The following is a 16,522-nucleotide window of genomic DNA, read 5'->3' as shown; positions in this document are numbered from 1 at the left end:
AATCTATGAAATCTTCAAGACGTTCATTTATATCAACAACCATCGCCGGTGCGACGGCGGTTTCATTGTCGCCTCTTCTAGGAATTGCTAAACACTTTACACACCAGCATGGATACCACGATGGCAAATTAAGACTGGGCATGGTGGTTTTTGATGGGTTTCAGTTACTGGACGTATTTGGCCCGCTGGAGATGTTTGGCGGCTTACGCGATAAAATATCTATCTTCCTAATAAGTGAAAAGAAAGGGGTTATAAAAAGCAGCGCCGGGCCGGCAGTTGTTACCGATTTCTCCTTTGATGATGTGCCTTTACTGGAGATCGTCATGATCCCTGGTGGCGGAGGTACGCGCCGTGAGGTGAATAATGAGCCATTTGTAAACGCGTTTAAAAATCTGGTCGAGAAAACGCCCCACGTAGCATCGATATGTACGGGTGCCGCGGTATTGGCAAAAACGGGAGCCTTGGACGGTCTGAAGGCCACAACCAATAAAAGAGCCTTTAAGTGGGCGACCAGTCAGGGGCCTCAGGTTAATTGGGTGAAACAAGCACGCTGGGTAGAAGACGGTAAGTTTTTTACATCTTCAGGAATTTCGGCAGGAACTGATATGGCGCTCGCATTGATTGAAAGATTATACGGCCACGATACCGCTATCAACATTGCAAATGGAGCAGAGTATGAATGGAACCAAGACCCGCATCATGATCCATTCGCTGAATTGAACGGGTTAAAAGACTAAATTTTTAATCAATAAATTTCGGCGATTATTTTTTCAGACTAAGTATACCATTCATTAATTCCTCATTGAAATTGTTGATGGTCGTTTGATTTAGCATTTGGTAAATTTTAGATCTGATTTCCTTAAATTCTTCATGTAAGGGACAAGGATTAATTTCAGAACACTGTTTAAGCCCTAACGCGCAGCCTTTGAATAAGCCGTTTCCGTCAACAGCTTCCACTATATCACTTAATGGGCGCTTTGATTCAGCTTCGCCAATATAAAAGCCGCCGTTGGGGCCTTTAATTGAGCCAATCAAACCTTTCCGGCTCAGGTCCTGAAGAATTTTCGCAAGAAAAAATTCCGGCGAATCAATACCGGCAGCGATGTCCTTAATGCCTACCCGCTGACCTTTATCGGTCGAACTCGCGATGAAAAATACTGCCCTTATCGCGTACTCACAGGTCTTTGAAAATATTGCCATATCTATCGTTTAACAAAAGTAATAAAATAAAAGATAAATTTGTCTTTTATTATTTTTAACGTTAGTTTTGGCCTATCAAAAGCAGCGCGCGCGCTTTTTTTTAATCAATTAAAGGATAAAAAGGTATTAATATATTTATTATGACAACTGAACAGAAAGACATCATTACCGCCACCGTGCCAATACTTAAAGAAAACGGTGTAATGCTAACCAAATACTTTTATAATAGGATGTTTACCCATCATCCTGAGCTGAAGAACTTGTTCAACCTGGGAAATCAAAAGAAAGAAAAACAGCAAACTGCGTTAGCGCTGGCCGTATTGGCCTATGCAGAAAATATAGCAAATCCTTCGGTCTTACTTCCGGTGGTGGATCGTATAGGACATAAACATGTTAGCCTGGATGTGCGCCCGGAACAATACCAGGTCGTAGGTACACACCTGATTGCATCTATCGGGGAAGTACTGGGTGAAGCGGCCACACCTGCAGTTATAGATGCCTGGACTGCCGCCTATAAACAACTAGCGGCCTTGATGAGCGGACATGAAGCAGGGCTGTATAGCGAAAAGATAAAGAATGAAGGTTGGAGTGGCTGGCGTCCGTTTAAAATCCAGCGCAAGATTGTAGAATCAGCAGAAATCACTTCCTTCTATTTGTATCCGGCTGATGGTGGTCTGGTGCCGATTCATTTACCTGGTCAATTCATTAGTCTAAGAGTATTTCTACCTGAATTATCGCTTAATCAGGTCCGCCAATACAGTTTATCAAGTGTGCCCGATACCCGCTATTACCGGATATCTGTTAAGCGCGAGAAAGGTCTCACTTTAGATACCAATGGAATGATCAGTAATCGCCTGCACGATCATATGCAGGTTGGCGACATCGTGGATTTAACTGCACCTTCCGGTAACTTTACATTGCCGGAAAATGTTGATTTTCCGGTTACATTTCTTAGTGGTGGTGTTGGATTAACTCCATTAATCAGCATGCTTTCTAATCTTTTGCAAAAAGGTACCGATCAACCTGTAACCTGGTTACATGGTTGCCGCGGCGAAAATGTCCATGCCTTCCGGGATCAGATTGAGAACTTGGCGTCTATTCACGAAAATTTTCAGCACAGAACTTTTTATAACGAAATAACAGATGAACACCGCGCTGATGGCATTTTAGAAGGACATCTCAATATTTCAGGTATAGAGGGCGTAGATTTCAACCCGGACGGCCATTATTATATCTGCGGGCCCGATGTCTTCATTCAAAAGCAATTTCATGATCTGGTGGCGGCCGGAGTTAATCGGGGAAATATCCATTTTGAAGAATTTGGCCCCCAAACCCTAGCACTTAATTAATACAAGAAACTAAATACTTTATGGAAACGATTAAAACGACCCTTCCACATGCGTACAAAGAAGTTCGTCATTTTACAGGACTTAACCCAATTACCGCTTATTTAAAGTTTACGGATAGTCAAAAAGATAAACGTACTCTTTGGTGGTTTGTTAATTTAATGGTTCACGGTAACCTCGTGCTGGCCATTCCGGCAACCCTCATTTATTACTATAATGCACCGGTCATCATTCTAGGGGTTACCGTAAGTTTATTCTTTGCGAATTTGGTTGTCAATATGTGTGGCTGCAATATTCGGGTTACATTAACAACTTTTTTTGTTAGTTTGTTCACCAATATTTCAATGGTTTTATTCTTTATTTTTTAATCTCTGTTATTAACTTCCGTAACTCTGAAATAATAAGGAGAAGTCAATACCTGACTTCTCCTTATTTATAAAAAATCCGCTGACCTTTGGCATTTCTTAAGGAAGATGAAGTACCCGGGGTATAGGAATTCGGAGATTTGTATATATGAAATATTTAACAATCAACGTTTGGAAATCATTTTTTTTATTTCAATAAAGGTAATTCAAGCCAGTTGCATGGTTGTTATTCTTCTAAATAGCTCCTTAAAATGTGAAATAACCGAATATCAAACCCATCTCGACCGCTAAAATTAAAGCCAAATACTGGGTTAATCGGCTACCATATCATCTGATTTCTCCTGAGCAGATAATTTCTACCTCTACACTGTCTTTTCACTGACAACAGTAAATCCGGTTGATAGAGGGGAGATAAGATTGACCTTCAGGGTAATCTTTCTTATTTTAGATTTAAGAAATAGTTATTTGTGTTTACCTTCTCAGGCTAAATAACGAATTAATCATGCCGTTAATGAGTGCCTAGCCCTTCCTGGTTTCCCAATAGCCAAAATCTCATTAGGAAAAAAAATCTGTTTTCGGCACATCTTACTTTGGCTCTTTAAACAAATCGTTATTTAGAAATTGCCTGTCCGTAAGAGTTTTTAAAAAAGCAATCAACTGGGACTGTTGTTGCTTATTGAGCGATATTCCCAAATGGCCATTCTGTTTTAGTAGAGGGTCAAGATTAGGCGCGTTATGAACGCCTGAATTATAATGCTCCAAAACTTCCTCCAGGGTGTTGAATCGGCCATCATGCATATAAGGACTGGACACTTCTACGTTTCGAAGGGTGGGAACCCTGAATTTGCCATGATCTGATGCCAAATGAGTAATGCTGTCCCTTCCGGCATCGTCAGATTTAAGATCCAACCCTTTATTGCGATAGGATTGGTCGGTGAATAAAGGCTCTGAATGACAGGCCGCGCAATTCGTTTTGAATAGCGCATAACCTGACAATTCCGGGTCTGTAAATTTTGCACCATTTTCATGTCGAATCACCTGATCATACTTTGAATTTGCGGAAACAAGTGTTCCAATAAATTGGGTAATCGCTTTGAAAAATAATTGCGAATTGATCTCATCGGTTTGAAATACTTGTTTGAATAGCGCCGGATAGCTTTCAGATTGCTTTAAACGCTTTACTATCTCCGGCAAATTATTTGCCATCTCGCAAGGGTTGGTTAAAGCGTTCATGGAAGAAATCTCGATATGATTCACGCCGCCATCCCACATGAATTCTTTCTCCCAGGCTAAATTAATAAGTGTAGGTGTATTACGGGTGCCTAAACAATCATCCACTCCATGGCTTACCGGGTGGTCTAACTGTGCAAAGGATGCAAATTGCTGATGGCAATTTGCACAAGAGATAGATTTGTCGCTGGACAGTATAGGATCATAAAAAAGTTTACGTCCTAGTTTAAATCCAGCCTCTGTAAGGTGATTACCCTGAAAGTTGTATACAGGAGCCGGAAAGTTTTTCGGCGTCCTGAACAGCAAAGAGTCTGCAGGGTCGGCAGATCCAGAAGCATTACTGCTAAAAGAACTTACCGCTGCCAGAAATAACAAGCCGGCGCCAACGACAAAAAACTGCTTCTTCACAATAAATTATTTTAATAACTCAATGGTAAAAAGCGAATCCGAATAATTATCAGCAAGAAGTACCGCATTTGGTCCTCCCATGGTATAACTTAATTTGGAAAAGTCAATCAGGTTTTTCCCTTTAAACAACACTGCCGCATCTGCTTTTATCCCAATTGAGGTTGGTTTATGAACAGTAATGAGCATTGGTTTTTTAAACGATTGGGAAAATGTACGTAGGGTATTTTGTCTTTTGATGCCGCCAACGTGGAAGGTGAGTTTATGAAACTTGGCAGCTGACTGCGGCGAGTTACCTTCCAGCATTAAAAAGATATAGCCACTGTTCCAGGTCCAGAACATGCCATTGGCGGGATCTAGACAACCACTTTGCGCCCCTCCAAAATTACGTGTGCTATCTACGCCAATCAGAAAAGAGATGGCTTTGTATTTACCTGTGGGAACGCCTTTAAGTTCTTGTTTTAACGAACTGGAATCCGCTGCGTTGACCAAATAATAAGTATTCGGAATCGTTACTTCTTTGTTATCGGTAGTAGTAAGCGTAATATTACTGATGTAGTACTTAAAAGTGCTAACGGTAAAATGGTCATGGTTAGCATTGCTGTAATGTGCTGTTGTATCATTGAGTTTTAACGGCGTGCCGTTCACTTCATTTTTAAAATTCAGGTACACTTTACCGGTATCAGCTTTGATGCCAGCCGATGCATAAATGTCGCCTGCGAGTAACCATACCGCAACAGACACAAGGATTATTCTTTTCATCTGGTATTAATTTAATTTTTAAAATAACTTGTCGCCTTCTCCGAGAAATGGCGTTAATCAAATCACACGCTATACAAAAGTACCAGTGGATATGGATGGTTTTGGGTGCCAGTTTCAGTTAATTCAATGGTCCATTACCAGCGTGGAAATGATTGTTGTTTAGGCCAATAGGACTTTTTTGTTTTTCAGCTTTAATCCCAATAAGACAAGTGCGCATATGGCAGCAGGCACTAATAATCCGATTACCATAGGCCAAACGGTTCCGTCAAATAAATAACTTACAAACCAGGAGCTGATAGCGCTCAGTATCATTTGAAAAGAGCCAACTAAAGCAGATGCAACTCCTGCATTCACAGTAAATCCCGATAATGCCATTGCTGTACAATTAGGAATCAGAAGTCCAATTGAAAATAGCAGGATAAATATTAATGCGATCGTAATTGGCGGGTTCAATATCCCGGCATTTAGCAAGATCAATCCGCTAATGGGAACAGCTAATAAAAGAGCGCCTGCACAATATATAATATTTAAAGAATCGAATTGCTTAATCAACCGGCGATTCCATTGGCTGCCTGCAATAAATCCTAAAGCATTGAATGCAAAAATGAAGCTGTATTGTAATTCGGAAAACTTGAAATATTTGATAAATACGAATGGGGAACTACTGATATAAGCGAACATCGCTGCCACTGCTGTGCTTGACGCCAGTGCAAAAAACAGGAAATTATTTTCACGGATCACATATTGATAGTCCCTGAATACGTTGACGAATGTTAGGCGTTTAGGATTTTTCAGCTTTTCAAATTCCGGCAAAAATCGATTGATCATGATCAAAAGCAATAGACCAAAAAAGGCGAGAAAATAAAAAATAAAGTGCCAGTTAGATATGGTTAATATCGCGCCACCAAGGGTCGGTGCGATAACCGGGCCCAAACCTAAAATTAGCATGAGGATAGAAAATATTTTGGCTACCTCTGACTTTGGAAATATGTCCCTGACGGCTGCCGTACCGGTAACCATTCCTGCGCAACCTCCAAATGCTAAAATAACTCTCATGGCAACTAACCAGGATACAGAGGTTGATAATGCACATCCCAGGGCAGCGATTATAAAAATGAGAAGCCCTATCATCAGGGGCTTTCTGCGCCCAAACTTGTCCGTTATAGGGCCGTATACCAATTGCCCAAAACTGATGCCTATAAAATAGCTTGTCAGCGAAAAAGAAACATGGGCTATATCTGTATGTAAAGTATTGGCAATTTGCGGGAAACCCGGAAGATACATATCAATACTAAATGGCGCTAAGGCTGCCAAACCGCCAAGGGTCAACAAAACAGCGTTTTTTCTATTTTCAATCATTTTAATCAGATTATCAATAAATAAATCAATCGGGAGAGGTAAAGAAAAGGAGGAAGCGGACAAGTATGCCCGCTCCCCCAAAAAGATAATGATAACAGAATTGCTTAATCTAAAGCAGGCTGTTGATGAGTTGTAACAGCGATTCTATTCCACGTATTGATGGTAGCAATTGCGATAATTGCCTGGGCAAGCGTATTCTCATCCAAAAGTTTTGCTGCGTTTTGATAGGTTTCATCAGAAACTCCTCCATTGTGTATATAGGTGATCTCTTCGGCAAGGGCCAGAACGGCTCTTTCAGTTTCAGTAAAAAACGGGGTTTCTCTCCAGGCGCTTAAGGCATAAATTCTTTGTTCAGTTTCTCCCATTTTGCGTGCATCTTTGGTATGAAGATTAATGCAGAATGCACAGCCATTGATCTGAGAAACCCTGATTTTGATCAACTCTTTCAATGACGGTTCTAAATTTGTTTTGGACAGGTATTTTTCAAGGCCAAACATTGCTTCATAGGCTTTTGGCTCTAACTCAGCGATAACTACTCTTTTGCTCATTTTATTTTTTATTAAATTTTAATGAGACAAAATTGCGGATCGCGGGGTTCTTAAAAGTTAATGTACTTGAAGAAATGAATTGCCCGAATAAAAAATTTTTCCTACCCTAAAATCTTTACATTTGTTGCTAAAAATGGGGTTATTAGCACATGAACGGGTATGAGAATTTATTTAAACACATCAGAAGATTTACAGAGTTAAGTTCTGAGAAAGAACAACTACTGATCTCCAAACTGAAGTATAAAAAAATCCCAAAGAAAGATCTTGTGCTGCAAGAGTTCGAGGTTTGTAATGCCTGTTATTTTGTGATGTCAGGCTGTATGAGATTTTACCGCAATACAAAAGACGGATTTGAACAGATCCTGCAATTCGCAATCCCTGAATGGTGGATTAGTGATTATCAGAGCTTTGAAACGCTTAAACCTTCCGAATACAATATACAGGCAGTTCAGGATACCGAAGTACTTATCTTGCAAAGGTCAGACTACGAGCAGCTGTTTCGCGATGTACCTGAATTAAATGTTTATTTCCGCCTGATGATGCAAAAAGCTTACACGGCTTCTTTAAAGAAAATAGAACTGATCCTATGTGAATCAGCGGAAGACCGTTATTCACATTTCGTAAATGCTTTCCCTGGCTTCGTTCAGAATATTCCACAATATATGCTGGCATCATTTCTTGGTTTCACTCCGCAATTCCTAAGTATGCTAAGGGCAAAAAAAGACTTATGATTACCTACAGCCATATGTATTTTTCTTTTTGCGTGATTAAGCTTTGTTTTCACGGTTACCTGATCTGAATATCATCCTGAGCGCCTGATCTCTTGTTAAATAGGCAACAGCCCAATTATACAGGGTTTTAATAATATTATTATAATTGACAAGTGAAACTATGTGGATAAACAACCAGCTTAACAGGCCCAGCAATCCACCTAAGTGCAACTTGTGCTTGAACAAATCTGCAACCGCTGTTCTTCTTCCGATGATCGCCATTTCGCCTCTGTCAAAATAGCTGAAAGGTTTCATTGGTTGACCTTCAGCGATTCTTTTAAAGTTTTTGGCTAGTTGTTTACCTTGTTGAATCGCAGGTTGTGCAAGTTGAGGGTGTCCGGTTGGATAAGCCGGGTCATCGAACTGAACACCCATGTCACCAATAACAAAAATATTTTCATAATCTTTTGATCTGCAATAGGCGTCGGTAAATATCCTCCCGCCTTTACCCATTGCCGTTTGGGGAATCCCTTCAAAAATGTTTGAAGTAACCCCCGCAGACCAGAGTAGGTTATGAGTCTCGATAAATTCTCCATCAGAAAGCTCTACCTTTCCATCTTTAAATCCCCTGACCTGTGTATTTAGTATGATACGCACACCTAACTTATCGAGTGCCTTGTAGGCGGCTTCGTGTGTTTTATCACTCATCGGCTGTAACAGGTATGGCGAACCATCAACAATATAAATTTCCTGTTCTTCGGGATTTAAATTCGGGTAGTCTTTTTGAAGTATATATTTTCGCATTTCAGCAAGCATTCCGGCAACTTCAACACCAGTCGGCCCGCCACCGGCAATGACGATGGTCATCAATCGTTTCCTTTCAAGCGGATCATTTTCTATAGACGCTTTTTCCAGTTTTTTGACCATCTCATTCCTGATATATAAGGCGTCATCAATGCCTTTTAAAGAAAAACTGTTGGTCTGAATGTTCTCGTTGCCAAAGAAATTTGTTTTGGTTCCCGCAGCCAGCACGAGATAATCATATTTAAGCGTCCCACCATCGCTTAAATAAACGGATCGTTCATCCGGATTTATTCGCTCGAGTGAAGCCATCCTGTAAGTAACATCTTTATTTTTAAGAATCTTTCGAAACGGATACGTGATACTTGAGGGATCTAAAAATCCGGTAGCGACCTGGTATACTAGAGGCGTAAAATAATTATAATTGTTTTTGTCTACGAGTGTGATGTGGTAGTCCGGCGATTTATATAGCCTCGTCACAAAATTTAAACCTGAAAATCCGCCTCCAATAACGACGACGTGCTTTTTGTTTTCAATACTATTGTTCATGACTGAACGATTTATATGTTTAATTATTAATTAAGCAAAGCTAGGGGGGTTGATCTAAAGCAAAGGGTGCCAGATATGACCTCATAGAGGTTCCAGCTGATTTGATTTAAATTAAAAGGATTTTGCCCCAAAATTGATTTTTCGATAAGACGGGAAGCGAAAAGTCTATTAATAATTGATTTTGGGAAGGTTTTTATACTAATTGATCAAATATTTTCGACAAAATATCCGAATCTTTTTGATTTGAGCTATAAAGGTTTACATCAAATGTATATTTTGTCTTTTTCAATATTATTTTTTTAATTTCGGATTTTAAGTTAATGGCTGACAATAGCAATCTTTCCGATTATGAATTGAAAGAACGTCTTTTTTTAGGCGACGAGGATGCTTTTGCAGAAATTTATGAACGCTATAAATATATTTTACATGCACACGCACTCAATAAAATCAGAAATAAATCGGAAGCAGAGGATATAATCCAACAAGTTTTTACACAACTATGGGAAAAGCGCGCGCAAATAAAGTCGGTCACCAATTTATGCGGATACTTATACACCGCTGTCAGGAATAACATTCTTAACCGCATTACTCATGCCTCAACCCAAAAAAAATACATTACATCGGTCGAGTCTTTTGCACAAAACTCGACAATAGAAACTGATTATTTAATTCGTCAACGCCAGTTGATGGAAATCGTTGAAGCTGAAATCGGTTTATTACCAGCAAGAATGCGTGAAGTTTTTGAGTTAAGCCGCAAAAATCATTTTTCCCATAAAGAGATCGCCGAAAAGTTAAATATTTCGGAGCGAACCGTTGATACCCAAATTAGCAACTCATTAAGAATCCTCAAAGGCAAGCTAGGCCCTTTATTTTCTATCTGTTTTTTATTCTAACCAGAAAGGAGATTATTGCTCTGATTGTTTAATAGCTCATCAAAGGAAATTTTGCATAGTAAACCATATTTCATAAAATAAATATTTTTCAATTTCATCTACGCGTTCCCTTCAGGTATTTTGTCTTACTATAAATTAAGGTTAATAAAACCTTAAAAAATTATGAAAGATAAAAATATACAGGAGGTATTTAATCGTTATCAGCAGGGCACTGCTTCTGATGATGACTTGGCGCTATTAGAATCGTGGTATGCCCAACATCAAAATAACGATCCTTACCACATTGCTGATGTTGAAAGAACCAATAGTGTAGACCGCGTATGGTTAAAAATCCAGCAGGATATCAAAAAGCCCAAAATGTCCCGTTTATGGGTCAGAATTTCGGTTGCAGCCTCGCTGTTGGTTGGCTTTTCCATTTGCCTGCTTTTATACTTCAGAAGTAATAACTTCATAAGCGATAATCAGGCCATGGTTAAACGCATTAGTCCGGGCACCAATCGGGCAATTTTAACTTTAGCTAATGGTAAGCAAGTTATACTCGCGAACAACCAAAAACAGCAAATTCCAGCTCAGGCAAACACTCAAATTCAATCATCAGCATCAGGCCATTTAATATATACAGTATCTGGAAGTGAGCATATAAATGATTCTTTAAATACAATGACTACGCCTCGCGGAGGACAATACCATCTTACGCTCTCTGATGGAACTAATATTTGGCTAAATGCAGCCTCATCAATTACTTATCCTGTGAATTTCAAAGGTAAAGAACGGATAGTACAAGTTGTAGGCGAAGCTTATTTTGAAGTTGCACACAATCCATCGATGCCGTTTTTGGTATCTACTCATGGACAAACAATTACAGTTCTTGGAACGCATTTCGACGTCAACGCTTACGCCGATGAGCCAACGGTGCACACGGTGTTGCTGGAAGGAAAAGTGCAGGTTAGCACAGGTAAAAGTGTTGTTAATATCCTGCCCGGCCAGCAATCAGTTTTATCAGGTTCAAATTTAAAGGTAAGCGATGCCGATACAGAAGATGCTATCGCCTGGAAAAATGGCATGTTCAGTTTTACGGGTGAAAATCTGGAAAGCGTTATGCGTAAAGTTTCTCGGTGGTATGCCGTTGATATAGAATTTGAAAATCCTGAAGTAAAAAATATTCCACTTACGGGAGTGATTTCGCATTTCAGCGATGTATCGGATGTCCTACATATGCTGGAAATGACTAAACAGGTGAAGTTTAGGGTTGTAAACCGAAAAATAATCGTAAGCGATAAAAAATAAATTAGTCCGAATATGCAGTGCGTTAATTGAGAATAGAAAAAGATTTTTGATTGTTAATTCTTAAAAGCTTCGCTCAAAACTTTCGGATTAGTGCATTCCCCATTTAACAAAGTTGATAAACCAAAACAATAAAGCATGAATTAAAGAAAAGCCGATTAATAAACTCAATGGAACAGAAATAGAAATCGGAAGCGCGGCGAACGCCTCCGATCATTCTCTGTTTCATAACCCGAAAATTCGGGACGAAATTTACTTCTTATCAAATTTCTAAACAAACAGAGATCAAATGTATAAAAAATTTACCCTATTTTTTTGTACCTGGAAGACGCATGCCTTCAAATCAACCATAAGTAAGTCATTATTACTTTGCGGAATATTGACATGTCTTACCTGCGTTGCTTTCGGACAAACCATTACCTTAAAAAAGAAAAATGTAACTCTCAAACAGGTATTTAACGAAATTCATAAACAAACCGGCTACAGTGTCCTGATTGCAGGTTCTAAAGCGACTAGTGAACGCCGTATCAATGTAAGCTTTGACAAGGCTTCTCTTAATGATATGCTTCACACATTATTAGAAGGTCAGTCTTTGGAATACACAATAGAAGGAAAAACTATTGTGATTCGGGATCAGCCGAAACCGCAAAGCTCCAAAAATAATGCAGCCGTCCCGCCTGATTCTTCTTATATTATAACTGGTCGGGTAGTTGATGAGGATGACAAACCACTCCCTGGCGCAAGTATTTCAGTAGAAGGCAATAAATCTTCCGTTGTTGCATTGACACAGCCAGACGGTAGCTTTAAATTTTTTGCGGAAACCGGCAATATCATGACAGTCTCATACATTGGCTATCAGACAATTTATATTAAAGTTTCTAATAAAATTCTGGGGACTATTAAGCTAATCCCTTTCGCACAAGCTCTGAGCGAGGTCAAGGTTACCATAGGCTACGGCACCACCACGCAGCGTTTAAATACAGGGAACGTAGCAACTGTAACTAGCAACGAGATTAAGAATCAACCTGTTAGCAATGTTCTTGAAGCGTTGCAAGGTAGGGTTCCGGGTCTGGTTGTTACGGAAACAAGCGGATTTTCAAGTACGCCTTTTAACGTTACGTTACGTGGTCAAAACAATTTGTCCGCGACAAACAGTGGAGTAAATTTTCTAAGCGAACCTCTTTATGTAATTGATGGCGTTCCTATGATCTATAGTGCGAACAATAACCAACAACAAAATGTCGGCATCAACCAAAATGCCTTTTCAACCCCAACTGCGGGGCAGAGTCCGCTGTTTGGTATCAATCCGACCGACATCGAAAGTGTTTCCATCTTAAAAGATGCAGATGCAACGGCCATCTATGGCGCGCGTGGCGCTAATGGCGTTATTCTGATCACAACAAAAAAAGGAAAAGCCGGGAATACAATATTTAACGCCAATGTGTACACCGGAGAAAGCCTTCAAACGCATAAACTGAACTTAATGAATACTGATCAGTATCTAAACATGCGCAGGCAGGCGTTCAAAAATGATGGATTATCTCCTGATGATGATTCAGCCTATGATTTAACAATTTGGGATCAACACAAATTTACTGACTGGCAAAAGTATTTTTTAGGCACTGCCCATACCACTGATGCTGAATTAAGTATTTCAGGCGGTAACGATAACACAACATTCAGGCTTAGCGGGGGGTTCAATAATCGCACCCCGCCGTTCCATGGCAATTATAAAGAGCAGCGGGGATCTATGTTGTTATCCGTTACAAATTCCTCATTAAATAATAAGTTAACAACCAATGCTGTAGTTAACTTCTCGGCGACTACAAGTGATTTGCCTTCAGTAGATCCAACCTCTTTGATTTTTCTAGCGCCGAATGCGCCAGATCTTTTTACCGCCAACGGTTCGGGAAACTGGGCTGGCTGGGCACCCGCCGGTGGGGTTCCCTACCAGGCAATTTCTTTTAACAGGCTTTATAACGCAAATACTAAAAATCTGATGGCTAATCTTAGCGTAAAATATCAGATCACACCAGACTTGGACTTCAGCAGTTCTTTCGGATACAATATTACAAGGCAAAATCAACTCGTTGAATCGCCATCAGGAACATTTAATCCCGCCAATCCAATACAAAGGCAGTCTGAATTCGGCGAAAACAACAACAGTACGTGGATAATAGAACCTGCGTTAAACTATCACAAAACCATCGGAAAAAACAATTTCCAAGCATTGCTCGGTGCTACTTTTCAAGACCAGAAGGTCGACGGCACAGACATTACCGCTCGTGGCTATACTACGGACGCACTTTTGGGCAGCTTAGCTGGGGCTTCAGGGTATGATGTCTTCGCCAATGATGCAGATACCCGTTTCGAATCAGGTTACGCGCGTATCAATTATAATTACGATGAAAAGTATTTGTTAACCCTCAATGGACGTAGGGATGGTTCATCGCGCTTTGCCAGCGGAAAACAATTCGGGAATTTCGGATCAGTTGGAGCCGCATGGATATTTAGTGAAGAGTCTTTCGTTAAGGATAAATTAAAATTTCTTTCGTTTGGTAAACTGAGAGGTTCGTTTGGGCTCGTTGGCAGTGATGCGGTAGGCGATTACAAGTATTTGTCAACATATAGTTCTACCAATAATAATTACCAGGGTACGCCAACCATCGTGCTGAATAGCCTGGCAAATGATAAATTCGGTTGGACGACCACACGCAAGACTGAGCTGGCAATTGATTTGGGATTCCTGAAAAATCAATTAAATATCAGTCTGGCCGCTTACCGCAACCGGTCTGGAAATCAACTTGTATCCTATAACCTTCCTTCAGTTGCAGGCTTTACAACTGTTATTGAAAATCTGGCTGCCCTCGTGCAGAATCAGGGTCTGGAATTTACGGTACAGTCGCAGAATATTTCCACCAAAGATTTCAGCTGGAATACCAGTTTTAACATATCACGAAATACAAATAAGTTGTTGGCTTTTCCTGATCTGGAAAATTCCAGCTATAACGGATTATACGCCATTGGTCGGTCGATTACCAGCATCGGTATGTTTAAATACGCAGGGGTAGATCCAGCTACGGGTCTGTATACATTCGCTGATGTAAACAATGACGGCCAGGTTGATCCCTATGGTAATTCAGATTATATCTATAAAGAAACCGCTCCGGCGTTTTTTGGAGGACTTGGGAATAATGTGAAATACAAGGACTTTCAACTAAATTTCTTTTTCAGCTTCACCAAGCAACATGGTGTACTCCGGTTATCAAATGCATTGCCGGGGTCTTTGAATAACGGCGTTGGCAATCAACTGGTACTAAGCGAGCAACTATCTGGTAAACCGGCCTCTCAAAACTTGACAACGGCAGCTTACAGGACAGACTTGAATGACTATTTCAATTCCGATGCCGTTTGGGTAGATGCCTCTTACATTCGATTACAAAACCTCTCGCTGTCTTATAACCTGCCAGGAAAATTACTTGCCGGGCGGGGAATACAGCGTGTCCGGATTTATGTATCAGGTGAAAACCTGCTAACTATTACAGGCTACAAAGGAACAGATCCTGCTTCACCGGGCTCATTTTCTCTTCCGCCGCGAAAGATATTAACCGCCGGACTTGAAGTGGGATTTTAAATTATAAACATCACAAATCATGAGTTATATGTTACTTAAAAATATTGTAAAGATCTGCTTCGCAGGCGCTCTTTTGACGATCCCGTTTTTGGGTTGCAAAAAGTTTGTCGAAGTGCCTCCACCCAAAACACAAGTTGTCAACTCTGAAGTTTTTAAAGATAGTCAGGCCGCGACGTCAGCAGTATTGGGTATTTACATTAATATGCTATCGGATTTCGATTTTGAAAACAGCGGTGTTACAGCTTTTTCCGGTCTTTCTGCTGACGAACTGGAGGACTTTAACCAGATCACCGAAAACCTCCAGTTCCAAAATAATGCCTTGCTGCCATCCAATGGAACCATTGCGAATATGTGGGGATCCGCTTATAAGACCATGCTTTTGATTAATACCTGCATAGAAGGCTTAAAAGCAAGCAGTTCACTAACGCCTGCCGTTAAAAATCAGTTATTGGGTGAGTGCGAATTTGATCGTGCCTTTATTAACTTTTATCTGGTGAATCTTTGGGGTAATGTTCCATTGGTCATATCCTCTGATTGGAGACAAAATCAAACAATTGGCCAAAGCAGCCCCGCAACTTTAAACAGTGCAATTATCGCAGACCTTAAAAGCGCTCAAACATTGCTAACGGAATCTTACCCGACAGATGGGCACGTCCGCCCCAACAAATGGGCCGCTACTGCATTATTGGCCCGCGTCTATCTGTACAATAATGATTATGCCAATGCAGAAATACAAGCTGATGCCGTTATAAAATCCGGTATATATACACCACTTCCTAATCCCAATGATGCGTTTCTGGCAAGCAGCCAGGAAGCAATATGGCAACTCATGCCCTCGCAAAATATCGTTCTGACAACCCAGGAAGCAGTAGTGTTTTTAGGCTACACCGGCAATCCGCCAAACTTCACAATTAAGAATTCTTTATTCAACAGTTTTGAGGCAGGGGACGCCCGCAAAACAGACTGGATTACTTCCCTTTCCTATAATAATCAATTCTATAATGTGCCTTTTAAATACAAGGATATCGGTACATATGGCTCAACAACCCCTTCAGAATATTACATCATGCTACGATGTGCCGAACAGTTCCTGATCCGTGCGGAAGCACGGGCGCAATTAAATAAAACTGCTGACGCACTGGTCGACCTCAACATGATCCGGAATCGTGCCCAGCTGCCTAATCTTCAGGTGACCGATAAAGCGACATTGTTAATGGCCATTGCTAACGAAAACAGGCATGAGTTTTTTACAGAATGGGGCCACCGCTGGCTTGATCTTAAAAGAACTAATCAGGCAGCGCCAGTTCTTTCACTTGAAAAAAAGGGCTGGAAGAGTACAGATGTGTTGTACCCGATTCCGCAGACCGATATCAATACGGACAGGCAATTAAAACAAAACCCAGGTTATTAATTATCAACGCGGTCTTAGTTGGCCG

The 16,522-nt window shown here is 40.4% G+C and carries 14 protein-coding genes; 8 read left to right on the top strand and 6 right to left on the bottom strand.

Going from position 1 to position 16,522, the window contains the following annotated elements; translation table 11 throughout:
* Positions 1–5: 5 nt before the first annotated feature.
* Complete coding sequence (locus tag J2W55_RS17675) at positions 6–737, top strand: DJ-1/PfpI family protein (RefSeq protein WP_310098622.1); 732 nt, start codon at positions 6–8, stop codon at positions 735–737.
* Between the two features lie 25 nt (positions 738–762).
* Here the strand turns inward: J2W55_RS17675 and J2W55_RS17670 are convergent, their stop codons facing one another.
* Positions 763–1,200, bottom strand: coding sequence for an RrF2 family transcriptional regulator (locus J2W55_RS17670; RefSeq protein WP_310098619.1), 438 nt, complete (start codon positions 1,198–1,200; stop codon positions 763–765).
* A gap of 140 nt (positions 1,201–1,340) precedes the next feature.
* Between J2W55_RS17670 and hmpA the strand changes: the two genes are divergently transcribed.
* Both hmpA and J2W55_RS17660 read left to right on the top strand, forming a co-directional pair.
* Entirely contained in the window at positions 1,341–2,549 is a 1,209-nt protein-coding gene (hmpA, locus tag J2W55_RS17665; protein WP_310098615.1) for an NO-inducible flavohemoprotein, read from the top strand.
* A gap of 20 nt (positions 2,550–2,569) precedes the next feature.
* A complete protein-coding gene (locus J2W55_RS17660) occupies positions 2,570–2,914 on the top strand; it encodes a hypothetical protein (RefSeq protein ID WP_310098612.1) in 345 nt (114 codons plus the stop codon).
* Positions 2,915–3,496: 582 nt separating this feature from the next.
* Here J2W55_RS17660 and J2W55_RS17655 read toward each other — a convergent pair.
* The 4 genes from J2W55_RS17655 to J2W55_RS17640 form a co-directional block, all read right to left on the bottom strand.
* Positions 3,497–4,549: a cytochrome-c peroxidase gene (locus J2W55_RS17655; protein WP_310098609.1), complete on the bottom strand. Its 1,053-nt coding sequence runs from the start codon at positions 4,547–4,549 to the stop codon at positions 3,497–3,499.
* A gap of 6 nt (positions 4,550–4,555) precedes the next feature.
* Complete coding sequence (locus J2W55_RS17650) at positions 4,556–5,308, bottom strand: MbnP family protein (protein ID WP_310098606.1); 753 nt, start codon at positions 5,306–5,308, stop codon at positions 4,556–4,558.
* Between the two features lie 159 nt (positions 5,309–5,467).
* A complete protein-coding gene (locus tag J2W55_RS17645; RefSeq protein ID WP_310098603.1) occupies positions 5,468–6,667 on the bottom strand; it encodes a multidrug effflux MFS transporter in 1,200 nt (399 codons plus the stop codon).
* 104 nt (positions 6,668–6,771) lie between these two features.
* Entirely contained in the window at positions 6,772–7,215 is a 444-nt protein-coding gene (locus J2W55_RS17640; RefSeq protein WP_310098601.1) for a carboxymuconolactone decarboxylase family protein, read from the bottom strand.
* A 149-nt stretch (positions 7,216–7,364) separates the two neighbouring features.
* On the opposite strand from J2W55_RS17640, the gene J2W55_RS17635 reads away from it, so the two are divergent.
* Positions 7,365–7,946: a Crp/Fnr family transcriptional regulator gene (locus tag J2W55_RS17635; protein ID WP_310098598.1), complete on the top strand. Its 582-nt coding sequence runs from the start codon at positions 7,365–7,367 to the stop codon at positions 7,944–7,946.
* Positions 7,947–7,982: 36 nt separating this feature from the next.
* On the opposite strand, the gene J2W55_RS17630 is transcribed toward J2W55_RS17635, so the two are convergent.
* A complete protein-coding gene (locus J2W55_RS17630; protein WP_310098595.1) occupies positions 7,983–9,275 on the bottom strand; it encodes an NAD(P)/FAD-dependent oxidoreductase in 1,293 nt (430 codons plus the stop codon).
* A gap of 320 nt (positions 9,276–9,595) precedes the next feature.
* On the opposite strand from J2W55_RS17630, the gene J2W55_RS17625 reads away from it, so the two are divergent.
* The 4 genes from J2W55_RS17625 to J2W55_RS17610 all read left to right on the top strand — a co-directional run bounded on the left by J2W55_RS17625 (position 9,596) and on the right by J2W55_RS17610 (position 16,497).
* A complete protein-coding gene (locus J2W55_RS17625; protein WP_310098592.1) occupies positions 9,596–10,168 on the top strand; it encodes an RNA polymerase sigma factor in 573 nt (190 codons plus the stop codon).
* Between the two features lie 162 nt (positions 10,169–10,330).
* Positions 10,331–11,455: a FecR family protein gene (locus tag J2W55_RS17620; protein WP_310098589.1), complete on the top strand. Its 1,125-nt coding sequence runs from the start codon at positions 10,331–10,333 to the stop codon at positions 11,453–11,455.
* A gap of 286 nt (positions 11,456–11,741) precedes the next feature.
* Positions 11,742–15,086 carry a SusC/RagA family TonB-linked outer membrane protein gene (locus J2W55_RS17615; protein ID WP_310098587.1) on the top strand — a complete coding sequence of 1,115 codons (3,345 nt, stop codon included), beginning with the start codon at positions 11,742–11,744 and terminating at the stop codon, positions 15,084–15,086.
* 28 nt (positions 15,087–15,114) lie between these two features.
* On the top strand, positions 15,115–16,497 hold the full coding sequence (locus tag J2W55_RS17610) for a RagB/SusD family nutrient uptake outer membrane protein (RefSeq protein ID WP_310098584.1): 1,383 nt from the start codon (positions 15,115–15,117) through the stop codon (positions 16,495–16,497).
* Positions 16,498–16,522 lie beyond the last annotated feature (25 nt).

This window comes from Mucilaginibacter pocheonensis (genome assembly GCF_031456535.1).
GTDB classification, from domain to species: Bacteria; Bacteroidota; Bacteroidia; order Sphingobacteriales; family Sphingobacteriaceae; genus Mucilaginibacter; species Mucilaginibacter pocheonensis.
The sequence above is the reverse complement of the archived record's forward strand: the minus strand, read 5'-3'. Positions and strand labels throughout refer to the sequence as shown.